This window comes from Vreelandella lionensis (genome assembly GCF_044543515.1).
GTDB classification, from domain to species: domain Bacteria; phylum Pseudomonadota; class Gammaproteobacteria; order Pseudomonadales; family Halomonadaceae; genus Vreelandella; species Vreelandella lionensis.
Genome location: NZ_JBITWC010000006.1, coordinates 139,383 through 162,409 on the forward strand (window position 1 = coordinate 139,383; position 23,027 = coordinate 162,409).

Genomic DNA, 23,027 nt, shown 5'->3' on the forward strand with positions numbered 1-23,027 from the left:
GTGAGCTTCTTGGTGAACGCTTAACGGCTGCTTTTTTTAACGTGGTTCAAGTTAGACGCGGGCACGGCTTTTTTGACCGGGAAGCCTTCTACTTCTTTGCGCTCAATCGTGTTTTTCAAGCGCCTTTCAATCGCACACAGATTTTTAAAGTCGCTGATATCGACCAGCGAGATGGCTTCACCGGACGCACCCGCTCGGCCGGTGCGGCCAATGCGGTGGATGTACTCTTCCGGCTGGAAGGGTAAATCGTAATTCACCACACGGCTGAGTTCGCCAATATCCAACCCCCGCGCGGCGACGCCTGTAGCTACCAGGTACTTCAGTTCGCCCGATTTGAACTGATCCAACACTTTTTCACGCATGGCTTGGCTTCTGCCGCCATGGATGGAATCCGCTTGAATGCCGCGCTTTTCCAGCTGAGCCACTAGCTTGGCCGCGCTGTGCTTTTTCTCGACAAAAATCAGTGCCTGATCCCACGCTTGCTCGTTGATCAAGTGGCTCAACAGGGCGGACTTGGTGTCTTTGTCGACCGTGATCAGCCACTGTTTGATGGTGGCGGCGGCGCGGACGTTGGGCGTAATGGAGATGTTCGCCGCCATGTCGGTCATTTTGCTGTCTGAAAACGCGTGGGCGATGGCGCGCACGTCGTTGGTCATGGTGGCCGTGAACAGCAGGTTCTGTCGGTTCTCCGGCAGGCGCACGATGATTTTATGGATATCATCGACAAAGCCCATATCGACCATTCTGTCTGCTTCGTCCAGCACCATGACTTGCAGTTCATCAAAGTGCAGCGCGCGCTGATGCGCCAAATCCAGCAGCCTGCCCGGTGTGGCGACCAGAATATCCACCCCTTCGATCAAGCGCTCTTTTTGCGGCGCGGTATCCACTCCACCATACGCGGCCATCGAGGTGAGCGGGGTATGCTTGGCGTATTGCGCCACGCTGGCTTCCACCTGAACCGCCAGCTCGCGGGTGGGCACAAGGATCAGCGCACGGATGCGTTTACCGCGCAGCGGTTCTGCGGCTTTACTGAACTGTTCCAGCAGCGGCAGCACAAAGGCCGCGGTTTTGCCCGTGCCGGTTTGTGCAGTGGCGATTAAGTCTTTGCCCGACAGAATGGCAGGAATCGCTTGTTCTTGGATGGGCGTTGGCGTTTTGTAACCGAGTTCGGTAATCGCCTGTACGAGAGGGCTGGATAAGCCTAGTTTTGCAAAGGGCATGAGAAGCTCTGACAGAGTGTCGTAAGGGGTGTCGAAAATAAAAAGTGGTGCAGCATAGCGTAAAATCAACCGTTCGTTGCTCGAATACGCGTTTATTTCCATCCAACCTTTCCACCGTACCCCCATCCCCACAAGGTATAATCCCTCCATTCACCCAGAAGCTCACGCTTGCCGGGTTTGTTATGAGTCTGTTTTGCGTCATCTGTTTCTGAGCAATAGGGGTAGTGGTCCATGATTAACACCAAAATTTACAAGGCGGTGTACGAACTCGCCGAAAAGCTGATGAAGGCCGCTGCCAAAGATGACCGCGCCACCTTTGAAGCGCTTTATGCCGAGCTGCAGGCGATCTGCACCGAGCACGAGAACACCGAGAAAGACCACCCGGAGCAGTGGGAAACCCTGGCCGACTTCACAGAAGAGCTAGAAGACGCGCTGCCGATCTACCAAAAAGCGCTGGATAAGGCGGTGGCGAAGCAGTCGAACGACCACATTGCCTCGATTGGTTTTTCCATGGCAGCGCTGCAAGTGGAGCTGGGCGACAACCAGGCGGCGATTGAACGCTTGCAGCAGGCCCAGGCCAGTGCCCACACTATTGAAGATAACGAACTCAAAGCAGAAATTGATGAGCTGCTGGCAACATTAACTACCGGTTAGGAACCTGATTTTGACCAATAACGATATTTTTCGCCGTATTCGCTACACCTTTGATTTAAAAGACAACACCATCGTGGATATCTTCGCGCTGGCAGAAGTGCCCGTTACCCAGTCGCAGGTCACCGCGTGGCTGAAGAAAGACGAAGACGACGCCTTCGTCACGATGAAGAACCGCGAGCTGGCCGCGTTCTTGAACGGTTTTATCAGCTTTAAGCGCGGCAAGCGTGAAGGCCCGCAGCCTGCGCCAGAATCGCAGCTGAACAACAACATGGTGTTTCAGAAGCTGCGCATTGCGCTGAACATGAAGGCCGACGATGTATTAGAAGTGTTTGAGCAGGTGGGGCTGCCGCTAAGCCATCATGAGCTCAGCGCGTTTTTCCGCAAGCCGAGCCATAAGAACTACCGTGAGTGTAAAGACCAAATGCTGCGCAATTTCCTGATGGGTGTTCAGCTTCAGCTGCGCCCGAACGATAAAGGCTAAGCGAGGCCCTCGCGCTTTACACACACGAAGATCGCATTGCCTGAGACGTTATCCCAGGGCGTGATGGTCTGGTAATCATGCTCAAACACGTGCACCTCGAAGGTAGGCTCCAGCAGGGCGATAAGCTCGCTAAAGCTGACCGCCACCATGGGGTGCTCGTCGTTCCACACCTGCGTTGCGCCTGCCTCTGTTTTTTCAATGCTTAGCCGTAACGACTGCCGCGCCCCTTGCCCGCTATAGTGCCAGCCCGAGCGAAAGCTAAACGTGGCGTCTGCCTGTTTAGTCGTGTGCTTAACGAACAGATCGTTATTAATGCGCTGCTTATCCACCCCGTTAAAGCAGAGCACGCCGCCCTCGCTTAAGGCGCGGTGGGCGCTGGCAATGCAGGCGCTTAGCTTCTCTAGACCATCGCTGTAGTGGATGGAGTAAAGAAAGCAGGTGATGAGATCCAGCGGTTCGTCCACCTCAAAGCTGCTCATATCCTGCAGTGAGAAGTGCGCCTCTGGGCAGCGTTGGGCGGCGATATCCAGCATCGGTTGGTTAATATCCAATCCGCTGCTGGTGTAGCCAGCATCCAGAAAATAACGCACGTGAGGGCCGGTGCCGCAGGCTAAGTCCAGATGGCGTTTGCCTGCGTTGCCAAAAATTTGGTGCAAGCGACGAATGGCGTTGCTTTGGGCCTGGTAGTCGATGTCGACGCACATCAAATCGTAGTAGCCAGAAAGGTCGGTGTAGAGTGCGTTGACGGACATAGTGGCCTAATGGTGGGGGGCTGAAATAAATTGGGTGGCGCATAGTAAACGAGCGGTTGGGGTTTGAGAAGCGAAGGCAGGGGAGCCACGTATGCAAATACGCGTTGAGACATTGGAAGAGCAAGACGTAATAACGCTGCTTGAAGAGCATATGGCCGATATGCACGCCACATCGCCACCTGAAAGTATTCATGCCCTTGATGTGGCGGCGCTCAAAGCGCCAGAGATTACCTTCTACTGCGCTCGGCGGGACGGCGTGCTGTTAGGTTGTGCGGCGTTGAAGGCGCTGGGCAACGGTCAAGCGGAGCTGAAATCCATGCGCACCACGAAAGCCTCACGCCAGCAGGGCGTCGCCGCTCAGCTATTAGCACATCTGTTGGAGGAAGCGCGCTCGCGGGGTTATCACACGGTGAGCTTAGAAACGGGGTCGATGGCCTTTTTCGAGCCTGCCCGGCGGTTATACGCCAAGTTCGGGTTTGAGTACTGCGGGCCGTTTGGTAGTTATCAACTAGATCCGAATAGCTGTTTTATGACGCGGCGGCTGACTGAGTGAATTTGCACTCTTTCACAGTTCGGCTAGCGCTTTAGGGCTAATGTCATTAAAGAAAGTCTGCGATGGTCCGATAACTACTTAAGTCGCACGTTTTTTATGATTGCCACACGAGGCTGCTATGCCAAAACCCCTTGCCCTATTTCTCTCCGCTATGCTTCTGGCGTTGGCCTCTCACGCGCAGGCATCCAACGAGGCGGCTGAAGCAGCCGCGCTGGCATGGTTAGAGGCGATTGATCAAGGTGAGTACGAACAGGCGTGGGAGAAGTCGTCGCCGCTGCTGAAAACACCGCTTTCCCCCACCATGCTGCAGCGGGTGGTGACGCTGGCCCGCAATGATTTAGGCAGCGTCGAGTCGCGGCGGCGTATCCGTATGTCGCAGTACACCTCGATGCCGGGTGCCCCCCGTAACGACTACAAAGAGTTCACTTTTCAAACTCAGTTCACGAACAACCAGCGCTTGGTTGAAGTAGTAACGCCACATCTGGAAGAGGGCACGTGGCGGGTGAGTGGATATTACGTGCAGTAACCCGCGTCGCTATATGCGCAGTGCATTCAGCACCATGGAAAAGGCCGTAGTGGGCTGGCGTCTGCTGGGATAATAAAGATAGTAACCGGCGAAGGGCTCACACCACTCTTCGAGTACGCGTTCTAAACGGCCTTCTTGAAGATGAGGGGAAAATTCGTCTTCAGGTAAGAAGGCAATACCTAACCCTTGCACGGCAGCATCCACGATGGCTGTAGATGTGTTTAGCACCAGCTGCCCCTCTACGCGCACGTTCAGCTCTTGCCCCTGGTGCTCGAATTCCCACACGTAAAGCCCTCCGCTAGAGGGGAAACGCTGATTAATACAGTTATGGTGGATGAGGTGGTGGGGGCTTTGGGGGCGTGAGTTGCGTTTAAAATAGGCCGGTGAGGCTACCGCTGCCATACGAAGCTCAGTGCTGATCGGTACGGCAATCATATCTTTATCTATGGTGTCGCCTAGGCGCACTCCCGCGTCAAAGCGGTCGGCTACTATGTCGCGAAACCCATAGTTCACGTCAAACTCCATGTGAATATCAGGGTACTGCCGCAACAGCGGTGTCAGTTTTGGAAGTAACACGTTTCTTAACACGTGATCTCCGCAAGTAATCCGTACTGTTCCCACGGGTTTATCACGAAACTCTGTGAGCAAGCTTAATTCAGCTTCGATGTCATCGAAATGCTGCCCCACGCTTGCCAGTAACCGTTCTCCCGCTTGCGTTGGTGTGACACTGCGGGTGGTACGGGCTAAAAGGCGAATATCGAGCTGATTTTCTAGGTTACGAATCGTTTGGCTAAGCGCGGATTGAGTGACGCCGAGACGCGTGGCAGCCCGGGTGAAGCTGCCTTCTCGTGCAACCATCACAAATGCTTGTAAGTCATTGAAGTTGCGCTTTGCCATTTTTATGCCCCGCTTATTGATTAGCTATTCTTATATCTTCAATAAGAATTGATTAGCTAGTCAACCCCTTATCGTCCTGTGAAAATCCAAACCTTAGCCAATGAAGTGGCTTTGTAGGCGTTTATGCGCAAAACCACACGCTGATGGAGGCGGATGTGCAACAGGACTTATTAGCCAGTGACGACGAACGCTTGCCAACCACCATCAGCAGGGTGAATGAGGGCAGCAGCCCTGCTTATTGGAGCGGTGTATTCGCGATGACGCTGTGCGTGTTCTCGCTTATCGCTTCAGAATTCATGCCTGTTAGCTTGCTCACACCTATTGCTGACAACTTGCGCATCAGTGAGGGATTAGCGGGGCAGGGTATTGCTATCTCAGGGGCGTTTGCTGTTTTCACCAGCCTATTTATTTCCGTGTTAGCGGGAAGCTTGAATCGCAAAACGTTGTTATTAGGTTTAACCGCCACGATGGGTGTATCGGGCGCCATTGTGGCGATGGCCCCTAACTACTTTACTTACATGGTGGGTCGCGCGCTGATTGGCGTGGTGGTGGGTGGCTTTTGGTCTATGTCCGCTGCCATTGCGATGCGATTAGTCCCTTTGCACCGGGTACCCCGCGCCTTAGCCATTTTTAATGGCGGTAATGCGTTAGCGATGGTGGTCGCTGCGCCACTGGGGGCGTATTTAGGGGCCTTGGTGGGTTGGCGCGGTGCTTTCTTCTGTTTGGTTCCTATCGCCATTATTACCTTTATTTGGCAATGGATAAGCTTGCCTTCTATGCCTGTGGAAAAGCGTGCTGGTGGGATGGGTAGCGCATTAAACGTCTTTAAGTTACTAAAAAAGCGTGTCGTGCTGATGGGCATGCTTGCTGTCGGCTGCTTTTTTATGGGGCAGTTTACGCTGTTTACGTATGTTCGGCCGTTTCTAGAAGTTGTTGCACAGGTGGGCATTTCGGCACTTCCTTTTGCTCTTTTGGTGATCGGGGTGGCTGGCGTTGTAGGTACTGTTTTTATTAATGCCATTCTCAAAAGAGGCTTTTATCAAACGCTGATGGGTATACCTGTGGTGATGTCGGTCATTGCGATATGCCTCATCCTCTTTGGAGACCAAGCAGCCGTTGCCATGGCTTTACTGGGCGCTTGGGGATTAGTGGCTACCGCCGCCCCCGTTGGCTGGTGGGCATGGGTACCTAAAACATTCCCAGAAAATGCGGAAGCGGGTGGTGGCTTGATGGTGGCTGTCATTCAGCTGTCGATTGCGCTTGGCTCCACGGCGGGTGGATTGCTGTTAGATGCTCGTGGTTTTCAAAGTGTCTTCTTGGGAAGTGCGGCACTGTTATTAATATCCGCGTTATTAGCGTGGCGTACTGCTCGTGAAACGGCTGCGAGCGTTTATTAGCCCGTTGGATAAGCAGGAGGTCGTTATGAGCGTATTTAAACGATGTGGATGGCTGCTTGTGCTGACGCTTTTCATCAGTGTGAGCCATGCGGAAGAACTTTCTTCTGAAAGTGTCGCTGAAAGGAACTCTGAGCGCGCTAGGGCCCACTCTGTAGATTTATCTCTAAATACATCGCTAAGTATAAATGAGCCCTATATGCGAATGAACATTAATGGCCGTCACTTTGATATCCAGCTAAACGATACCCCCACTGCCAGCGCTTTGATGGAACAGCTGCCGTTAACGCTGGCTATGTCTGATTTACACCGTAATGAAAAATATGCCCAGTTGCCAAAGCCTCTGCCAACGGATTCAGTTCGCCCGGGCGTGATTAATAACGGCGATGTAATGCTGTATGGCACCGATACGCTGGTCGTTTTCTATTCAACATTTAACTCCTCCTATTCTTACACCCCTCTGGGAAAAGTCGTGGATACCTCGGGCCTTACTGACGCTCTAGGAGAGGGGCGTGTGTCGATCACTTTTTCCATGCAACAGCAGCATCACTGACGTAGCTGCCACTCACGCTACGGTAGCTCCAAGTACTTCACTAAGAGGTTGTCACTATGAATGAGCATGAACCTGCAAGCGCCGCACGGATTGAAATCGACCGTCGTCAGTTCCTTCAGTATATGGGGGCTGGTGTGGCTGCACTGGGTATGGCATCCAGTCTTTATTCACCCTTTGTAGGAGCGCAAGATATGTCTAATGGGGCCAACAATTTCTACACCAGCGATCTGGTAACGATGCAGAAAGTGGCGTTTCCTAGCCTGTACCGTCTCAATGTGGCGGGTAATTTGTTCTTGCCTATCCATGCTGATGCCTCTTCCAGGCTGCCCGCCATTGTGGTGGGGCACCCAATGGGCGCAGTAAAAGAGCAAAGTGCTAACTTATACGCGACCAAGATGGCTGAGCAGGGCTTTGCAACACTCGCCATCGACCTTCCTTTTTGGGGTGAAAGTGAAGGGCAGGCACGCCAAATTGTGTCGCCGGATGTATACGCGGAAGCATTTAGCGCCGCCGTTGATTATCTCGGCACACACGCTGCTATTGATCGTGAGCGAATTGGAGCGATTGGGGTGTGTGGCAGCGGTAGTTTCGTGATTAGCGCAGCGAAGATTGACCCTCGTATGAAAGCCATTGCCACCGTGAGTATGTATGACATGGGGGCTGCTAACCGGCATGCTTTGAATCATTCACAAAGCCTCGCGCAGCGCAAAGAGCTGATTGCAGCGGCAGCGCAACAGCGTTGGGCTGAATTTGAAGGCAGTGCAACTGAGTATACTAGCGGAACCGTGCATGAACTCACTGCCGATACCCATCCCATTCAGCGTGAGTTTTATGATTTTTACCGCACTCCTCGCGGTGAGTACACTCCTGCCAGTAGTACCCCGCAGCTGACCACACACCCCACGCTGACCAGTAACGTTAAATTTATGAACTTCTATCCTTTTAACGATATTGAGACTATCTCACCCCGTCCTATGCTGTTCATTAGTGGTGATCAGGCACATTCACGAGAATTTAGTGAAGATGCTTATCAACGTGCCATGGCGCCGAAAGAGTTAGTATGGGTTGAAGGTGCGGGTCATGTTGACCTGTACGATAGGGTCGACTTGATTCCCTTTGATAAACTCACCTCCTTCTTTACTGAACACCTGTCGTAAAACTTTATTTTCATGGTTCATTAACGCCAATCACTAAGCACTTATCCTGGGATGATGCCAGGAGGGCGCTTTCTTTTTGCTCAGGAACGACATGACAATTAAACGATTATTGCTGATGGTATTAGCGGTGGGCGTATTACTGGTGGTAAGTGGCGTCGCGTATTTGCAGCATCCGGTCTTTGGTCAACAACCCGAGGGGGAGCGGCTTGCCACTATTCAGGCGTCGCCGAACTATCGTGATCGCGAATTCCATAACCTCATCGAAACACCCATGCTGACCACCGACCAGTCACGCTTTTCCATGATGTTGGAAAATATTCTGAACGGTTCAGAAAGCACCCATCCCAGCGCAGCTCTGCCTACTGAAAAAGTTGATCTAAAGACATTGGATAGCAGAGAAGACCAAGTGATTTGGCTGGGGCACTCTTCGTATTTTGTGCAGCTGGCAGGCCAACGTATCCTGATCGACCCCGTATTTAGCGCCAATGCCTCACCTGTACCAAGGACTAACGTAGCGTTTGAAGGCACTCATCTCTACACCGCTGAGGAGTTGCCGCCCATCGATATATTACTGATTACCCACGACCATTATGACCATCTTGATTACCCCAGCATGCTGGCGCTTGAACCCAACGTTCAGCAAGTGATCACTGGATTGGGCATCGGGGCACACCTTGAGCGGTGGGGGTATGACATGAGCCGGGTGATCGAAGCGGATTGGTACGAGCGTATCGAGATACTGCCGGAGCTAGATATCGTGGTGACTCCTGCGCGCCACTATTCAGGGCGGACGTTCAAACGCAATCAAACATTGTGGGTAGGCTTTGCGCTGTTATCGTCAGAGACTCGGCTATTCTTCAGTGGCGATACGGGCTATGGCCCGCACTTTTCAGCATTGGGGCAGGCTTACGGCCCTTTTGACTGGGTGACACTGGATGCTGGGCAGTATGACCCGCGGTGGGCAAATATCCATATGAACCCTGAACAGGCGGTACAGGCCGCCAATGACTTGCAAGCGCGGGCGATGACGCCTAAACACGTTGGGCGATTTTCGCTCTCTCCGCATGCTTGGGATGACCCCTTTGTGCGCCTGGCGGATGCCAGCCAAGGGCAGGAGTATGCACTTTGGACACCTACCATTGGCCAGCCTATGTACCTTGATCAGCGCGAACAGTCATTTTCTCGTTGGTGGGAAGAAGTACGCTAACACCGCATAGCGCCTTGTTTTGGGGAGGTGATTTGCGGTGCCGTGGTATTAAACAACAATTAAACAACAAGCCCCGCCAGCGCCTGCATCCCCAGCACTAACAGCAGCACCACGCTACCTAGTGCCAGGCTGGTTTTTAGCGCATGACGTTTCCACATGATTTCCACTCGGTGACCAAAGCGGTGAACCAGCCAGGCAAGGCCGAAGTAGCGCAGCCCACGGGCAATCAATGCGGCCAATACGAAAAGCAGAATAGGGTAGCCGGAAAGCCCGGCAGTAATCATCGCCACCTGAAACGGAATCGGCAAAATACCAATCGCTAAAATGGCGGCGAAGCCGTATTGGTCAAAGAAGCCTTGGAAAGCTTGGTAGCTCTGTTCCATCCCCATAAATTCGATAAACCAAGTACCCACAGATTGGTACAACACCATGCCCACGCCATAGCCGACGATGGATGCCACTAAGCAGCCCAGCGTGGTGGCGGTGGCAATCGCCCAGATCCGCTGCCGGTTCACCGCCATGAGCGGAATCAATACCAGCTCAATGGGAATCGGGAGAATAATGGTTTCTAAAAAAGAGAGGATGGCGAGCAGCCACAGCATGTTTTTTGAGCCGTTAATACGCTCAAACCACTGTTTGGTTCGCTTTGATGTAAAGGCCATGAGTCGAGACCGCTATACGGAAGGGTTAATGCGCCGGTAGGCAGCAGTGAGAAGGCTATAAATACCAAACGCGAATAACCCGATGGCCACAAACGCCAGCAGCCACTGTCCGAACGCTTGGTTTCTCAAGGCGTTCAAAGCTTCTGCTGTGCCGCCTGCTTGGCTAGGGTTGTATTGGTACGCGGCTATGATAAATAAGCTGCCCACAATCACAAAGACTAAGCCACGCACCGCCAAGCCAAAGCGACATACGGGGTAAGCCCAACGCTGTACGTGGGCGGGCATGGAGAAGTGGCGGTCGAATTTTGCCTTCCAGCCTTTAATGGCATGGGCGATGCCCGCGCCAATCAATGCCGCACCCACTGCCGCCACCATCCAGCGCCCTAGGGGCTGCTGCATCAGCCAACTGGCGGCACTTTCAGAGCCACCGCCCGAGCCACTGGAACTGCCCAAACGAACAATTAACTTGGCGGCAAAAAAAGCCAGCAGCGTGTGAGTGACGGCACTGACCAGCAAACCCCCACGAATTGCTAACCCTTTTAGGCCGCTGCCGTGGTGGTCGGTGTCTTGAAGCGCTTGCAGCGTGCGCCACATGGCATAGCCCACTAATCCAAGGGCAATAATGCCGAGCATTATTTTGCCGAAGGGGGCAGTTAATACGCTTTCCAGCGCCCCTCGGCTGCCTTCGGTTTGGCCGCCTTGGCCAAAGGCTGCCAGCGCGGCTAGGCCGCCTACCAGTAAATAAACCACGCCCCGCGAGGCGTAGCCTAAACGTGCGAGTAGTTTCACCGCGTCCCGGTGATTGGGGGTATGACTGGCCATGGTGTCCTCCTGACGTAAATGGCAGTGCCGATCCTTTCGGCGGCCCATACTGTGCGTGTGACGGGGTATTGTCCAGCGTAGACTATGTAGCGTGCTTGGTCGTGAGCGGGCGCTGTTTTGGTATAGAACGCCGTTTAATAGTGCCATTTTGGTGCTGGTTGGCTGTTAATTATGCTTCTTTCACATTTTATGGATCTTCTTAGATGAGTGATCACCATATCGTTTTCATTCCAGCAGCCCCCCACTACCTGCCCACTGAGCAGCAGGTATCCAGTGCGAAAGCGGCGTTATGGCAGTGGATACCGGAGGCAGAGGCGATTGAAGCGGCGGTAACTGAGTACGTGCAGTTTCATGACTGCGGCAGTAATTTTGAGTACGTGCGCTGCCACGTGTGTGGGCAGGAGCTGACGATTCCTCAATGGCATCTTCTGATGGAGCAGGATTACGACCTGGAACGTGGCTTTGGGCTAACGCCACAAACGCTGCCGTGCTGTGGAAATGTCGCTAGCGTGAACCAGCTCGACTACTCCTTTATGCAAGGCTTCTCGCGTTTTTCGCTCACGGCGATTAACCCAAGAACGGGAGCGGTGAGCGCCCAGCAAACGGAGCTGTTACAGCGGCAGTTGGATCATCCACTGTTGGTGATTTATTGCCATGTGTAGGGTGTGAGAACAGTGCGCAAGACGGCGCGAAAGAAGGCTCGAAAGAACAGTGCGCAAGATTCGGGTGGGGTTTGGCGCTTTAGCTGAGTAAGCTTGAATGATCATGCACGCGATCCCGTCACTTTCCCCGTGAGATAGAAGCAATGAACGACTATGCCCGCATCGAAAAATCCATGGCCTTTATGGTGGCGAATGCAGCCCAACAGCCCAGTTTGGACACGATCGCGGCGCAGGTGCATTTGAGCGCGTTCCATTTTCAGCGGCTGTTTTGCCGCTACGCAGGCGTTAGCCCGAAGCGCTTTTTACAGGCGCTAACGCTGGAGCGGGGTAAACAGCTGATTGCCTCGGCGCAAAGCCTGGCCGATACCGCCCAGGCGCTGGGGCTAAGCGGTGGCTCGCGGCTTTACGATCATTTTGTGACACTGGAGGCGGTCACGCCTGGAGAGTTCAAGCGCCAAGGGGAGGGCGTGGAGATTGCTTACGGCATTCACCTCACGCCGTTTGGCGAGGTGCTGGTGGCCACCACGCCTAGGGGCATTTGCCGGATGGGCTTTCTTGCCGCTACACCCGAGGCGGATATTCTTGCCCTGCTGGCCGCCGAGTGGCCGCGCAGCACGTTGCACCACCAGCCAGAGGCCACCCGTTATGCGGTTGAAGCACTGTTCGAGCCAAAGAATAATGCTGTACCTGGGGCACTCTCGTTGCACGTGCGTGGCACTAATTTTCAGCTGAACGTGTGGCGCGCGCTGCTGCTGATTCCTGATGGCCAGCTGGCTAGCTACTCGCATATTGCCCAGCTACTTGGGGCACCGAAATCGTCGCGGGCGGTGGGGAACGCGGTAGGGGCGAACCCGGTGGCGCTGTGGATTCCTTGCCATCGGGTGATTCAGCAAAGCGGCGCGCTAGGCGGCTACCGCTGGGGGCTAGATGTGAAACGCAAAGTGCAGGCCTGGGAAGCTGCCCAGTACGCTGAACAGTTGGAAAGCGCCCACGGCTAGTGCCCAAACACCGACCAGCCGGTGCGCTGCACGAACATCTCCAGCGCCCGTGCGCCGAGCAGGCTGTTGCCGTAGTGATCCAATCCTGGCGACCATACCGCCAGCGAACCGCGCCCCGGCGCGATGGCTAAAATGCCGCCGCCCACGCCGCTTTTGCCCGGCAGGCCCACGCGGAAGGCGAACTCTCCCGAGGCGTCGTAGTGGCCGCATAGCATCATCAGCGAGTTGATCCTCCGCGCCCGCTGGGGCGATACCACCCGCAGGTTGCTGGGGCGGTTGACTCCATCGGAGGCCAGAAACAGCCCGGCGTGGGCCAACTGTTCGCTGCTCATGGCGATGGCGCACTGGTGAAAGTAGGTGCCGAGCACTTTATCGACATCGTGGCGCAGCCGCCCAAAGGCTTTCATAAAGTGGGCTAGCGAAGCGTTGCGATCTTTGTGCTCCATTTCCGACGCGGCGACTTGATGATCAAAACAGATGCTGCTGTCGTCTGCGATGTAGCGCACAAAGCTCAAAATTTCCGCCAGGGTCTCTTTGGGTTCGTGGCCCATCATAATGGCATCCACCACCGCAATGGCCCCGGCATTGATGAACGGGTTACGCGGTTTGCCGCCCTCATGCTCTAGCTGAACGATGGAGTTGAACGGGTCGCCGGAAGGCTCGCGGCCTACTTTTGACCACAGCCCATCGCCCCATTTGCCCAGCGCAATAGTCAAAGTAAATACCTTGGAAATACTCTGAATCGAGAAGGGCGTGGTCGCGCAGCCCGCCGAAAAGCGCTCGCCCTCTACCGTGGCTAGGCTAATGGCAAACTGGCTGGGGTCTACATGGGCAAGCTGGGGAATATAGTCGGCCACTTTGCCGCGCTCGGTCTCTTGCGCAAGCTCGGCGACTATCTCGTTCAGTATCTCTTGCATATCGGGCGTAGTCGGTTGGTGGCGGGAGCCGCTACCCTAGCGGAATTTGCCGGGCCTGTCTGCCGTGGAGAAACCCACCTTCATTAACCCTTAGCTTGATTTAAGTGCTGGTTGACGCGGGTTGAGGGCTATTCCCTTGCGTATGGGGCGGCGAATTCTAGACTGAAGCGTTAGCCGTGCATTTCAAGGAGCAGGAATGGATAGGAGATCCAACCCAGCGCCGTTACCGACGGCCACGCTGAGCGAAACTATTGCCATTGTTTGCCGTGTGATAGCGCCTAATGTGGCGAAAGGGGTGATACGCCGCCGCCCGAAAATCGTGGGGGTAGTGGAGCGCTTCGCCCTGGATGCCCAAGGTGTGCAGCAGCTTCAAGCGTTAAGCCAAAAGTATGGCCGTGGGCCGCTGATGCTGAAAGTGCCTGGCAAGCCGATGGCGGTGGTGCTGGACCCCGCCGATGCCAACGACGTGTTGGAGCACACCCCCGAGCCGTTTGCGACCGATGAGCGGTTAAAGCGCAGCGCCCTGGGCCACTTTGAACCGGAAATGGCGCTGGTTTCCAGCGGCAAGGCCCGAGAAAAACGCCGCGCCTTGAATGAGCGGGTTCTACAGAGTAGCTGCCCCCGCCATACTTTCGCTGAGGCGTTTACCAGGATTGTGGAGGAGGAGGCCGAACAGCTAGTAGCGCGGGTAGGAACGCGCTTTGATGAGCTGGATTGGGCAACCTTTCACGTTACCTGGGAGCGTATTGTGCGGCGCATCGTGCTGGGGGATATCGCCCGCTACGACCGCACGCTCACCAAAGAGCTTGCTACCCTACGTAAAGCCGCCAACTGGGGTTTTATGCACCCTAAACGCAAGCGGTTGCAGCAGCGTTTTGAACGGCACCTGGCGTTTTACTACCAGCGGGCGGAACCGAACAGCCTGATGGCGATGCTCTCGGCGCAAGGCGCGGAAAGCGAGCAAGCGCCGCTGCAGCAGGTGCCCCAGTGGTTGTTCGCATTTGAACCCGCAGGCATGGCGGCGTTTCGTGCGTTAGCGTTACTGTGCGCGCACCCCGAGTTCGCGGCACAGGCGATGGCAGAGGCCGATGGCACGTCGCCGCCCGCCGTAGATCGGTTAACAGCCAGCGTTTTAGAGTCCCTGCGTTTATGGCCCACCACCCCGCTGATTTTAAGGCAGTCGACTAGGCTTACCCAGTGGAAGCAGGGCACCCTGCCAGCCCATACATCGCTGTTGATTCATACGCCCTATTTTCATCGTGATGAGCGCTACTTACACGCCGCTCACCAGTTTATGCCAGAGATGTGGCTAACCCCCGACGGACCAGGTCAGTGGCCGCTGGTGCCGTTTAGCGGCGGGCCAGGGGTCTGCCCCGGCAGGCATATCGTCCTGCTCGTCACCAGCCGATTGCTCGCCGCACTTCAACGGCGTGCCCGCTGGACGCTGCAGCCACCGGAGAAACTCAACGGCCAAGTTCCCATGCCGAGCTTGCTTAGTCCGTTCCACTTACGGTTTCGGCGGGAGCACCTCCAGCCAAACAGTGCCACCACGGCTTAGAAGGAGACAACGCGATGCCAAAAGCGCAAGCTTCCAACGGCTTAAACTTCGATGTGCTGGTGAATATTCTGCCCTCCGCAGAGGATATCCCGCCGCTGCAATCCTACACCGCGCGGGATGGCAGCACCTTGGGTTACCGCTACTACCCAAGTGCCGACGTTGCCGGGCGGGCCACACCGCCCACGCTGTTAGTGCTGTTGCACGGCTCATCGGCCAGCAGCCACTATTTGGCCCCGATGGCGGAATATCTGGCGGAGTTTGCCGGTTTCGATGTAATTACCCCCGATTTACGCGGCCATGGGCCAAACCCTGCGCAGCGTGGCGATGTGGATTATATCGGCCAGCTGGAAGATGACTTGGCCGACCTGATTGAGCACGCTAAACAAGAGCACGCCCCACACGATAGGGTGGCTATTGGCGGGCACTCCTCCGGCGGTGGGCTGGCGCTGCGTGTTGCGGCGGGTAGTCAGGCGGGCAAGCTTGCTGGTGTGGTGCTGTTGGCACCGTTTCTAGCCTATAATGCCGCCACGGTGCGTAAACAGGCGGGATGGGCCACGCCGAACCTTTGGCGCATCGTGCCGCTGGCGCTGCTCAATCAGATGAACGTCACCCGATTTAATCACTGGCCAGTACTGCGGTTTAACCTGCCGCTGGCGTACCGCACCGGCTCGGACACCCTGAGCTACACCTATCGAATGATGGAGAGCTTTGGCACCGCACATTACAAAGCCGATCTTGCCAACATCCGCGCGCCGATTCTGGTGCTGGTGGGGGATAGGGATGAGGCGTTTTATGCCAAGCAGTTTGAGCCCACCATACATCCCCACGCGCCCCAGGCGGAGTTTGAATTTATTGCCGGTGTGTCACATTTGGATATTGTAATGAATACTACCGTGGCCCAGCGTATCGCCCTCTGGGCAGAAACCCTCGGGCTGTAACCGCCTGCGGCGCGACTGGGTTGCGCCGCGCTTGAACGCCCGCTAAGGTTCGCTCTTTTAGCCAGGGCGGCCACGCATGACCACACTGATGATTCAAGGCACCACCTCAGATGCGGGCAAAAGTACCGTGGTGGCGGGGCTTTGCCGTGTTCTCAAGCGCCGGGGTGTTTCGGTGGCCCCGTTCAAACCGCAAAACATGGCGCTGAACAGCGCGGTGACCAGCGATGGCGGCGAGATTGGCCGCTCCACCGCGCTACAGGCCCAAGCGGCGGGCGTCATTCCCCATAGCGATATGAACCCGGTACTGCTAAAGCCAGAAACCGACCGGGGTGCCCAGGTGATTCTGCGCGGCAAGGTGTATGGCCATATGGACGCGCTGGACTACCACGCCTTCAAACGCACCGCCCAAGAGAGCGTGATGGCAGCGTGGCAAGCCCTAGAGCAGCGCTATGATGTGATTATTGCCGAAGGGGCAGGCAGCCCGGCGGAAATCAACCTGCGCAAAGGCGATATTGCCAATATGGGCTTTGCCGAAGCCGCTGACTGCCCGGTGCTGCTGGTGGGCGATATTGACCGTGGCGGCGTGTTTGCTCAGCTGGTCGGCACGCTTGCGCTGCTGAGTGACAGCGAACAGGCCCGCACCAAAGGCTTTATCATCAACCGTTTTCGGGGCGATATTGCGCTGTTAGAGCCAGGGCTAGAGTGGTTGGAAGCGCACACCCAAAAGCCGGTGCTGGGCACTCTGCCGTATCTACAAGGGCTGCTGCTGGATGCCGAAGATAGCATCGGCACCGTGCAGGCGGAGAAAGAGAGCCAAACGCTCAAGGTCATCGTGCCCGCACTGCCGCGCATCAGTAACCACACCGATTTCGATCCGCTGCGCCTGCACCCGCAGGTATCGCTTAGTTTTATCGGCCCCGATCAGCCTATTCCTCCCGCTGATGTGATCGTACTTCCCGGCAGTAAAAGCACCGCGAGCGACTTAGCCTGGTTAAAGCGCCAGGGCTGGGACGCGGCGATTACCCGCCACCTGCGCTACGGCGGCAAAGTGCTGGGCATTTGCGGCGGTTTTCAAATGCTGGGGGAGTGGGTGGATGACCCCGACGGGCTGGAAGGTGCTCCTGGAAAGATGGCCGGGTTGGGGCTATTACCGCTGACGACTCGCATGGTAGCGGGCAAACAGCTTCGCAACGTGAGCGGCGTGTTGGTGGGGGAAGAGGCAAAGGTAGAGGGGTACGAGATTCATAACGGTGTTAGCGAAGGCCCCGCCCTGAGCAGGCCACTCTTCGATGTAGGCACCCACTTGGATGGGGCCATCAGCGAGGATGGTCAAGTGATGGGCACTTACCTACACGGCTTATTCGATCACCCAGAAGCCTGCCAAGCGCTCCTCACCAAGCTTGGCCTAGCCAAAGCAGGCAGCGTCGATTACAACGCCCACCGCGAACAAGCCTTGGAGCGCTTGGCCGATACGCTAGAAGCGCACCTGGATATCGACGCGATCCTGGCGCTAATTGCGTCTTCAAGCGCTGCTAAACAGTCTCTTTGCCCCAGTGCTCTAACAAAAGATCGATAAACAGCTGCGCCGTGCTGGATAAGCTATGCGAGTTGCTGCGTACCAAGCCAATCGAGCGCTGAATGCGTGGCTCGGGTAAATCGCGAGAGCAGAGCGTGTCGTGGTCCGGTCCGGGCATGGTCATGCGCGGCAAAATAGCCACGCCAAGGCCTGACTCCACCAGTCCCAACGAGGTAGAGAGGTGCTGTACCTCGTAAAAGCTGTTGAGGTGGATACCCTCGGCTGATAGAGCGTTATCCAGCAGCGTGCGGTTGCCACTATCGCGGCTCACGGTGATGAGCCGCACATCCTCTAAATCGCTCCACTCAATCTGCTTTTTACTAGCAAGCGGGTGGTCTGAGCGTAGTGCCAGTACAAACGGATCTCGCAGCAGCGGCGTAAAGCGCACCTCCGAGCTTTGCGCGCTGATCATGTTGATGCCGAAATCCGCCTCGCCATTAATGACTTTTTCCAGCCCCTCATTAGCGCTGACATCCAAAATCCGGATGCGAATGCCCGGCCACGCCTCGCTAAATACGCGAATGACACTAGGCAAAAAGTAGAAGGCCGCCGTGGGCAGGCAGGCAATCGTCACCGTGCCTTTTTGGTGGGTGACGAGCTCGCGAATGCCTAAGATGGAGGACTCGTACTCCTCTAGCATGCGTCTGGCTCGGGGCAGAAAATCGGCTCCAATCGGCGTTAGTCGAGTACGCCTTGTGGTTCGCTCAAGTAGTTCAACTTCAAGGAGTTCTTCGAGTTTTTGAATACGCCGAGTGAGCGCTGGCTGCGACAAATGCAGGCGCTGCGCCGCCTCATGAAAGGTGCCCAATTCAGCGACCAAAATGAAGGCCTGGAGGTCAAGAAATTCGAGTCTATGCAGCATAGGATTGTTGCGCTAAAAAGTTGGATTCATAACCAAAACACATTAATGCACAAATCGGATTTATAGCAATCTATATTTGCATTTGAGACATTAAACATTGGCTGACATTCTCCGTTCATACCAGTCATCGCGAACTATGGCGGAGCGATATGAACAGCATTCCTTGTGTCATTATGCGGGGCGGCACCTCTCGAGGCCCCTTTATTCGCATGAAAGACCTGCCCAGTGATCAGGCTCAGCAGGCTGATATTCTGCTGAGCCTGATGGGCTCTGGGCATGCGCTTCAGATCGATGGTATTGGAGGGGGCGACCCGCTCACTAGCAAAGTGGCCATTGTGGAGCGCTCGTCACACCCGGATGCCGACGTTGACTACCTGTTTGCTCAGGTGGACGTAGTGAATAAGCGCGTCGACTTTAACCCGAACTGCGGCAACATGCTCTCTGCCGTTGGGCCCTACGCTATCGAAACAGGGTTGGTGGAACCGCAAGACGGTACGACCGTGGTGAAGGTGCATAACCTGAACACCCAGCGGCTGATTGAGTGTCATGTACCCACGCCGGGTAAGCAGGTGCAGTACGAAGGCAGCGTCACCATTAGCGGCGTTCCTGGCAGTGCGGCGGGTATTCAGCTTAGCTTTTTAGACATCATGGGCAGTAAAACGGGCCAGCTGTTACCCACGGGAAACGCCTGCGATGACATAGAAGGTGTCGAGGTGAGCTGTATTGATGCCGCCACCCCCATTATGCTGCTGCGCGCGGAGTCGGTGGGGCTAACTGGCCATGAAGCGCCTGCGGAGTTGGATAATAACGCGCCCTTGTTAACCCGCTTAGAAACCCTGCGCCGTGAAGCAGGGCGGCGGATGGGAATGGGCGATGTGAGCCAGAGCGTGCTGCCCAAGGTGGTACTGATTTCAGAGGCTGAAGCGGCATCACACACCCTGAATGTGCGCTATTTTGTGCCCCATCGCTGCCATAAAGCGATTGCCGTGACAGGGGCGATGGCCGTAGCGGCAGCGATTAACGTGCCCGGCTCGGTGGCCAATCACATGGCCATAATCACTCAGAAGCTTTCTGCCGGGCAGCTGTTATCACAGATTACACTAGAGCATCCTTCTGGTTCTATTGAGCTAACGGCGGAATATCGCCAGCAGAATGCCTTTGACCTAGCGCGCGTGTCGCTCATTCGAACGGCTCGCAAAATTATGAGCGGGCAAATTTTTTACACGAGCCCGCCAAAGGAAGTGGGGCATCACGCCATCGAAACCGTTGATTGAATAACGCTACCAAAATAACTAACCGACAATAATCAATAACAGGAGTATCGCCATGACCACCCTGAAGAACACTCCGTTTAAAACGTTCAAGAAAGCGCTACTGGTCGTTGCTTGTTCCACGCTAGGCGCTATCAGTGTGAATGCTCACGCTGACGATGTGAACGTGCCTGACACCATCCGCTGGACCATTCCCTTTGGTGTGGGCGGTGGAACCGACGTATGGGCGCGCTTCTTCACCACCTGGATGAGTGACCATATTGAAGGCAACCCGACGCTGGTGATTGATAACGTACCCGGCGGCGGCTCTATCAATGGCAGCAATTTGTTTGCTATGCGAGCGGACTCGGATGGCAGCCAGTGGATAGGCACCTCTGCCTCCACTCAATACCCTGCCATGCTGCAAGACCGCCGTGTGCGTTATAGCTACGATGATTGGACGCCGATTCTAGCCACGCCCACCGGCGGCGTGGTTTATGCCCAGCCTGGCCTAGGCGATAGCGCAGAGGAGGTGTTGAACGCAGTAACTAACCAGCGCGTTAAGTTTGCCGTGCAGAGCCATACCGGGCTAGAGCTACCGGTACTGATTGCGCTTGATTTGCTGGGGGCCGATGTGCAGGCCGTGTCGGGCATGCGTAGCCGTGGAGAAGGGCGGTTAGCCTTTGAGCGTGGCGAGGCTGATATCGACTTCCAAACCACTTCTGCCTATTTCAGCAGCGTAGAACCATTGGTTGAGAGCGGACGAGCGGTGCCGCTGTTTTCGCTAGGCGTGCTGAACGACAGCGGCGAGATCGTGCGCGATCCTGCTTTCCCTGATTTGCCGACCTTCAACGAAGTGTATGAAAGCCTGCATGGTGAAGCGCCCAGCGGCCCAGGTGCCGAGGCGTATCGTAAGTTCTTTGCTTCCGGGTTTACGCTGCAAAAATTGATTTTACTGCCAAATGATGCGCCAGAAGCGCTGATTCAGGAGTATCGCGACGCGGCGCGCCGTTTTGTGGATACGGAAGCGTTCAAAGAAGCCGCCATGGCCCAGCTTGGCCCCTACACGCCGGTGGTTGGTGAGGTCGTCGAGCAGCATCTGCAGGATGCCATGTCGCTGGATGATGCCACGCGGCAGTGGCTGGTGGAGTGGCTGCTAGAGCAGCACGGCGCCCGTATTTAACACGCCAGTTAACACTAAAAAGGCACGGCTGAGGCAGTGCCTTTGGGCTCCCTTACATTAAACAACATAAGAGCCAAGACAATGACAGATGTCTTATTTTCCAGTTTGGGGCAGTTGTTTACTGTTCCCCATATGCTGTACATGGTGATTGGTGTCCTCATCGGTCTAATTGTGGGCATCATTCCTGGGCTTGGTGGCATTGCGGGTATGTCACTGCTGTTGCCCTTTCTCTATGGCATGGAGCCGTCTGTGGCACTGGGCATGCTGATGGGCTTAGTGGCGGTGATCCCCACGGGCGATACGTTTGCCTCGGTACTGCTTGGCATCCCGGGCTCTAGCGCTTCCCAGGCCACCGTTGTGGACGGCTTTGCGCTGGCGAAAAAAGGGCAGGCGGCACGAGCGCTGTCTAGCGCGTTTTTGTCGTCAATGATCGGTGGGCTTATCGGTGCGCTGGTGCTGACGGCCTTTATCCTGATTGCCCGGCCGGTCGTGCTTTCGTTCTCTTCCTCAGAGCTGTTTATGTTGACGCTGCTGGGGCTCTCCATGGTGGCGGTGCTGTCTGGTAAAGATGTCTTTAAAGGCATTGCTGCCTGCGGTGTTGGCTTACTGGTGGGTACCATTGGTATGGCACCCGCCACCGGGGAGTTCCGGCTGCCGTTTGAAATTGACTACCTCTACGATGGATTGCCGTTAGTGGTGGTGGGGTTAGGTATTTTTGCACTGCCTGAAATCATTGATTTATTAGTGAAACGCGGCGCGATTGCCGAGCAGCCCTGCCAATTGGGCAAAGGCTGGAAAGAGGGCGTTAAGGATGTGGCCAAGCGGCCTGGACTGGTAGCTCGCTGCGCGGGGATTGGCAGCTTGATGGGCACGGTTCCTGGCTTGGCGGGCTCCGTGGTGGATTGGCTCACCTACGGCCATGCGGTGCAGAGCGCTAAGGATAAATCACAATTCGGTAAAGGCGATATTCGCGGTGTGATTGCGCCGGAGTCGGCTAACAACGCCTGTGCCTGCGGCGCGATGGTGCCCACGCTACTGTTTGGTATTCCTGGGTCTGGTACGGCGGCGGTGTTTTTAGGTGGTTTGCTACTGCTGGGCCTTCAGCCTGGGGTGAGTATGCTGGAGACGAACCTTGACCTGACGTACACCATTATTTGGTCGTTAGCTTTGGCGAATATCTTAGGCGCTGCGCTCTGTTTAGGTTTAGCGCGCCCGGTGGCTAGCTTAACGCGAGTGCCGTTCGTGATTTTAGCGCCGCTGATTACCATCTTGATTCTCTTTGCGGCCTACCAAGCAACGCGCTCGCTGGGGGATCTCTTTGCACTCGGTATCATTGGCGCGATTGGTGTGCTGTTCAAGCAGGCGAATTGGTCTCGTCCTGCCTTCTTGATTGGTTTTGTGCTCGCGCCCGGTGCCGAAGCGTACTTCTATCAAGCTGCCCAGTTTCAGGGGGCTGAGGCCTTTATGCGGCCTGGCGTGCTGATCATTGGTGCTCTGATTGCGGCATCACTGCTACTCCCGCCTCTACGCAGCTACTTGAAAAAGCGCCGTCAAGCAAATGAACCCATGACCCATGAGCTTCAGGAGGAAGTGGCTCCGCTGGCACTGGGCGTGATCGATGTCGCGTTGCTGGGTAGCCTGTTAGCAGTGGCGGGGTACATGTGGTGGGCATTTGCGGACCTTTCCATGCTGGGGGGCATCATGCCTAGGCTGGCGATTGCCATTATTGTCGCGGCGTGCGTGATGGAAATTATCAGAACGGTCATCAAGCCGATGAAGTGGCAAACGCAGACATTGAGTCAGCAGTTGATTTGGGTCGCCGGTTTCTTCGCATTAATAGGCAGTGTGATGGTGCTGGGCTTCCTATTTGCCGCTGCGGTATTTTGCCTAGGGTTCTTACTGGTGGTGGCACAGATGAAACCAGTAGCTGCCGTGGGGCTGGCGGCGGGCGTCACGCTATTTCTGATGGGGATGGCCAACCTGCTAACGCTGACCTATCCGACAGGAATGTTGGCGGGGCTGTAAAACGGCGCGAGCTAAAGACGAACACACAAAAAGCCACTTAAGTGGCTCAGACTGCTGACGAACCCACCTATTTTGGTGGGTTCGTTGCGTTTAGAGCAGGCGTACACTCGCGGCCTGACTCACCACCCTCATCGCACGGCTTCTGCCCATCGTCGGGTATAACGCCCTCTGAAGAGCCCT

23 protein-coding genes are annotated in these 23,027 nt (G+C 55.6%); 16 read left to right on the plus strand and 7 right to left on the minus strand.

What is annotated here, in order from left to right; translation table 11 throughout:
• Positions 1 to 20: 20 nt before the first annotated feature.
• Positions 21 to 1,220 carry a DEAD/DEAH box helicase gene (locus tag ACIGG6_RS05490; RefSeq protein ID WP_399842946.1) on the minus strand — a complete coding sequence of 400 codons (1,200 nt, stop codon included), beginning with the start codon at positions 1,218 to 1,220 and terminating at the stop codon, positions 21 to 23.
• A gap of 231 nt (positions 1,221 to 1,451) precedes the next feature.
• Between ACIGG6_RS05490 and ACIGG6_RS05495 the strand changes: the two genes are divergently transcribed.
• Together ACIGG6_RS05495 and ACIGG6_RS05500 are read left to right on the plus strand one after the other, a co-directional pair.
• Positions 1,452 to 1,874, plus strand: coding sequence for a tetratricopeptide repeat protein (locus ACIGG6_RS05495; RefSeq protein WP_305947861.1), 423 nt, complete (start codon positions 1,452 to 1,454; stop codon positions 1,872 to 1,874).
• A 10-nt stretch (positions 1,875 to 1,884) separates the two neighbouring features.
• Entirely contained in the window at positions 1,885 to 2,355 is a 471-nt protein-coding gene (locus ACIGG6_RS05500; RefSeq protein ID WP_399842949.1) for a DUF1456 family protein, read from the plus strand.
• On the opposite strand, the gene ACIGG6_RS05505 is transcribed toward ACIGG6_RS05500, so the two are convergent.
• The gene (locus ACIGG6_RS05505) at positions 2,352 to 3,107 is read right to left on the minus strand and encodes a class I SAM-dependent DNA methyltransferase (protein WP_399842951.1); all 756 of its coding nucleotides are present in this window, start codon (positions 3,105 to 3,107) and stop codon (positions 2,352 to 2,354) included. The two genes, ACIGG6_RS05500 and ACIGG6_RS05505, sit on opposite strands and share 4 nt — an antisense overlap.
• Before the next feature lie 91 nt (positions 3,108 to 3,198).
• Here ACIGG6_RS05505 and ACIGG6_RS05510 point away from each other — a divergent pair, with 91 nt between their 5' ends.
• Together ACIGG6_RS05510 and ACIGG6_RS05515 are read left to right on the plus strand one after the other, a co-directional pair.
• Positions 3,199 to 3,660 carry a GNAT family N-acetyltransferase gene (locus tag ACIGG6_RS05510; RefSeq protein WP_399842954.1) on the plus strand — a complete coding sequence of 154 codons (462 nt, stop codon included), beginning with the start codon at positions 3,199 to 3,201 and terminating at the stop codon, positions 3,658 to 3,660.
• 118 nt (positions 3,661 to 3,778) lie between these two features.
• Positions 3,779 to 4,186 (plus strand): DUF4019 domain-containing protein, encoded by a 408-nt coding sequence (locus ACIGG6_RS05515; protein WP_399842957.1) that lies wholly within the window; start codon positions 3,779 to 3,781, stop codon positions 4,184 to 4,186.
• 9 nt (positions 4,187 to 4,195) lie between these two features.
• Here ACIGG6_RS05515 and ACIGG6_RS05520 read toward each other — a convergent pair whose 3' ends face one another.
• A complete protein-coding gene (locus ACIGG6_RS05520; RefSeq protein ID WP_399842959.1) occupies positions 4,196 to 5,083 on the minus strand; it encodes a LysR family transcriptional regulator in 888 nt (295 codons plus the stop codon).
• 155 nt (positions 5,084 to 5,238) lie between these two features.
• On the opposite strand from ACIGG6_RS05520, the gene ACIGG6_RS05525 reads away from it, so the two are divergent.
• The 4 genes from ACIGG6_RS05525 to ACIGG6_RS05540 all read left to right on the plus strand — a co-directional run bounded on the left by ACIGG6_RS05525 (position 5,239) and on the right by ACIGG6_RS05540 (position 9,394).
• Positions 5,239 to 6,480, plus strand: a complete 1,242-nt coding sequence (locus tag ACIGG6_RS05525) for an MFS transporter (RefSeq protein WP_399842961.1) — start codon at positions 5,239 to 5,241, stop codon at positions 6,478 to 6,480.
• A 25-nt stretch (positions 6,481 to 6,505) separates the two neighbouring features.
• On the plus strand, positions 6,506 to 7,030 hold the full coding sequence (locus tag ACIGG6_RS05530; protein WP_399842964.1) for a cyclophilin-like fold protein: 525 nt from the start codon (positions 6,506 to 6,508) through the stop codon (positions 7,028 to 7,030).
• Positions 7,031 to 7,086: 56 nt separating this feature from the next.
• Positions 7,087 to 8,187 carry an alpha/beta hydrolase gene (locus ACIGG6_RS05535; RefSeq protein WP_399842965.1) on the plus strand — a complete coding sequence of 367 codons (1,101 nt, stop codon included), beginning with the start codon at positions 7,087 to 7,089 and terminating at the stop codon, positions 8,185 to 8,187.
• Positions 8,188 to 8,278: 91 nt separating this feature from the next.
• Complete coding sequence (locus ACIGG6_RS05540; RefSeq protein ID WP_399842966.1) at positions 8,279 to 9,394, plus strand: MBL fold metallo-hydrolase; 1,116 nt, start codon at positions 8,279 to 8,281, stop codon at positions 9,392 to 9,394.
• 59 nt (positions 9,395 to 9,453) lie between these two features.
• Here ACIGG6_RS05540 and ACIGG6_RS05545 read toward each other — a convergent pair whose 3' ends face one another.
• Both ACIGG6_RS05545 and ACIGG6_RS05550 read right to left on the minus strand, forming a co-directional pair.
• Positions 9,454 to 10,056 (minus strand): YqaA family protein, encoded by a 603-nt coding sequence (locus ACIGG6_RS05545; protein ID WP_399842967.1) that lies wholly within the window; start codon positions 10,054 to 10,056, stop codon positions 9,454 to 9,456.
• 12 nt (positions 10,057 to 10,068) lie between these two features.
• On the minus strand, positions 10,069 to 10,878 hold the full coding sequence (locus ACIGG6_RS05550; RefSeq protein ID WP_399842970.1) for a DUF1206 domain-containing protein: 810 nt from the start codon (positions 10,876 to 10,878) through the stop codon (positions 10,069 to 10,071).
• A 203-nt stretch (positions 10,879 to 11,081) separates the two neighbouring features.
• Between ACIGG6_RS05550 and ACIGG6_RS05555 the strand changes: the two genes are divergently transcribed.
• Positions 11,082 to 11,540 (plus strand): hypothetical protein, encoded by a 459-nt coding sequence (locus ACIGG6_RS05555; protein ID WP_399842973.1) that lies wholly within the window; start codon positions 11,082 to 11,084, stop codon positions 11,538 to 11,540.
• Positions 11,541 to 11,683: 143 nt separating this feature from the next.
• Entirely contained in the window at positions 11,684 to 12,538 is an 855-nt protein-coding gene (locus ACIGG6_RS05560) for a methylated-DNA--[protein]-cysteine S-methyltransferase (RefSeq protein ID WP_399842976.1), read from the plus strand.
• Here ACIGG6_RS05560 and ACIGG6_RS05565 read toward each other — a convergent pair.
• Positions 12,535 to 13,455: a glutaminase gene (locus ACIGG6_RS05565; RefSeq protein WP_399842978.1), complete on the minus strand. Its 921-nt coding sequence runs from the start codon at positions 13,453 to 13,455 to the stop codon at positions 12,535 to 12,537. The two genes, ACIGG6_RS05560 and ACIGG6_RS05565, sit on opposite strands and share 4 nt — an antisense overlap.
• A gap of 196 nt (positions 13,456 to 13,651) precedes the next feature.
• On the opposite strand from ACIGG6_RS05565, the gene ACIGG6_RS05570 reads away from it, so the two are divergent.
• From ACIGG6_RS05570 to ACIGG6_RS05580, 3 genes are all read left to right on the plus strand, one after another.
• Entirely contained in the window at positions 13,652 to 15,013 is a 1,362-nt protein-coding gene (locus tag ACIGG6_RS05570) for a cytochrome P450 (protein WP_399842980.1), read from the plus strand.
• Positions 15,014 to 15,027: 14 nt separating this feature from the next.
• Positions 15,028 to 15,951, plus strand: coding sequence for an alpha/beta hydrolase (locus ACIGG6_RS05575; protein ID WP_399842981.1), 924 nt, complete (start codon positions 15,028 to 15,030; stop codon positions 15,949 to 15,951).
• A 76-nt stretch (positions 15,952 to 16,027) separates the two neighbouring features.
• A complete protein-coding gene (locus ACIGG6_RS05580) occupies positions 16,028 to 17,527 on the plus strand; it encodes a cobyric acid synthase (RefSeq protein WP_399842984.1) in 1,500 nt (499 codons plus the stop codon).
• On the opposite strand, the gene ACIGG6_RS05585 is transcribed toward ACIGG6_RS05580, so the two are convergent.
• Complete coding sequence (locus tag ACIGG6_RS05585; protein WP_253018899.1) at positions 17,484 to 18,389, minus strand: LysR family transcriptional regulator; 906 nt, start codon at positions 18,387 to 18,389, stop codon at positions 17,484 to 17,486. The genes ACIGG6_RS05580 and ACIGG6_RS05585 overlap by 44 nt on opposite strands.
• A 149-nt stretch (positions 18,390 to 18,538) precedes the next feature.
• Here ACIGG6_RS05585 and ACIGG6_RS05590 point away from each other — a divergent pair, with 149 nt between their 5' ends.
• The 3 genes from ACIGG6_RS05590 to ACIGG6_RS05600 all read left to right on the plus strand — a co-directional run bounded on the left by ACIGG6_RS05590 (position 18,539) and on the right by ACIGG6_RS05600 (position 22,847).
• Complete coding sequence (locus tag ACIGG6_RS05590) at positions 18,539 to 19,663, plus strand: 4-oxalomesaconate tautomerase (protein ID WP_399842986.1); 1,125 nt, start codon at positions 18,539 to 18,541, stop codon at positions 19,661 to 19,663.
• A 52-nt stretch (positions 19,664 to 19,715) separates the two neighbouring features.
• On the plus strand, positions 19,716 to 20,822 hold the full coding sequence (locus ACIGG6_RS05595) for a tricarboxylate transporter (protein ID WP_399842989.1): 1,107 nt from the start codon (positions 19,716 to 19,718) through the stop codon (positions 20,820 to 20,822).
• A gap of 81 nt (positions 20,823 to 20,903) precedes the next feature.
• On the plus strand, positions 20,904 to 22,847 hold the full coding sequence (locus tag ACIGG6_RS05600) for a tripartite tricarboxylate transporter permease (RefSeq protein WP_399842990.1): 1,944 nt from the start codon (positions 20,904 to 20,906) through the stop codon (positions 22,845 to 22,847).
• Positions 22,848 to 23,027 lie beyond the last annotated feature (180 nt).

Excerpts from the sequence above, each read along its gene's own strand:
- ACIGG6_RS05510 (WP_399842954.1), top strand. The coding sequence starts at position 3,199 with ATGCAAATACGCGTTGAGACATTGGAAGAGCAAGACGTAATAACGCTG.
- ACIGG6_RS05585 (WP_253018899.1), bottom strand. The coding sequence starts at position 18,389 with ATGCTGCATAGACTCGAATTTCTTGACCTCCAGGCCTTCATTTTGGTC.
- ACIGG6_RS05550 (WP_399842970.1), bottom strand. The coding sequence starts at position 10,878 with ATGGCCAGTCATACCCCCAATCACCGGGACGCGGTGAAACTACTCGCA.
- ACIGG6_RS05535 (WP_399842965.1), top strand. The coding sequence starts at position 7,087 with ATGAATGAGCATGAACCTGCAAGCGCCGCACGGATTGAAATCGACCGT.
- ACIGG6_RS05595 (WP_399842989.1), top strand. The coding sequence starts at position 19,716 with ATGACCACCCTGAAGAACACTCCGTTTAAAACGTTCAAGAAAGCGCTA.
- ACIGG6_RS05495 (WP_305947861.1), top strand. The coding sequence starts at position 1,452 with ATGATTAACACCAAAATTTACAAGGCGGTGTACGAACTCGCCGAAAAG.
- ACIGG6_RS05545 (WP_399842967.1), bottom strand. The coding sequence starts at position 10,056 with ATGGCCTTTACATCAAAGCGAACCAAACAGTGGTTTGAGCGTATTAAC.
- ACIGG6_RS05515 (WP_399842957.1), top strand. The coding sequence starts at position 3,779 with ATGCCAAAACCCCTTGCCCTATTTCTCTCCGCTATGCTTCTGGCGTTG.
- ACIGG6_RS05505 (WP_399842951.1), bottom strand. The coding sequence starts at position 3,107 with ATGTCCGTCAACGCACTCTACACCGACCTTTCTGGCTACTACGATTTG.
- ACIGG6_RS05560 (WP_399842976.1), top strand. The coding sequence starts at position 11,684 with ATGAACGACTATGCCCGCATCGAAAAATCCATGGCCTTTATGGTGGCG.
- ACIGG6_RS05575 (WP_399842981.1), top strand. The coding sequence starts at position 15,028 with ATGCCAAAAGCGCAAGCTTCCAACGGCTTAAACTTCGATGTGCTGGTG.
- ACIGG6_RS05580 (WP_399842984.1), top strand. The coding sequence starts at position 16,028 with ATGACCACACTGATGATTCAAGGCACCACCTCAGATGCGGGCAAAAGT.
- ACIGG6_RS05490 (WP_399842946.1), bottom strand. The coding sequence starts at position 1,220 with ATGCCCTTTGCAAAACTAGGCTTATCCAGCCCTCTCGTACAGGCGATT.
- ACIGG6_RS05565 (WP_399842978.1), bottom strand. The coding sequence starts at position 13,455 with ATGCAAGAGATACTGAACGAGATAGTCGCCGAGCTTGCGCAAGAGACC.
- ACIGG6_RS05590 (WP_399842986.1), top strand. The coding sequence starts at position 18,539 with ATGAACAGCATTCCTTGTGTCATTATGCGGGGCGGCACCTCTCGAGGC.
- ACIGG6_RS05570 (WP_399842980.1), top strand. The coding sequence starts at position 13,652 with ATGGATAGGAGATCCAACCCAGCGCCGTTACCGACGGCCACGCTGAGC.
- ACIGG6_RS05540 (WP_399842966.1), top strand. The coding sequence starts at position 8,279 with ATGACAATTAAACGATTATTGCTGATGGTATTAGCGGTGGGCGTATTA.
- ACIGG6_RS05530 (WP_399842964.1), top strand. The coding sequence starts at position 6,506 with ATGAGCGTATTTAAACGATGTGGATGGCTGCTTGTGCTGACGCTTTTC.
- ACIGG6_RS05555 (WP_399842973.1), top strand. The coding sequence starts at position 11,082 with ATGAGTGATCACCATATCGTTTTCATTCCAGCAGCCCCCCACTACCTG.
- ACIGG6_RS05520 (WP_399842959.1), bottom strand. The coding sequence starts at position 5,083 with ATGGCAAAGCGCAACTTCAATGACTTACAAGCATTTGTGATGGTTGCA.
- ACIGG6_RS05600 (WP_399842990.1), top strand. The coding sequence starts at position 20,904 with ATGACAGATGTCTTATTTTCCAGTTTGGGGCAGTTGTTTACTGTTCCC.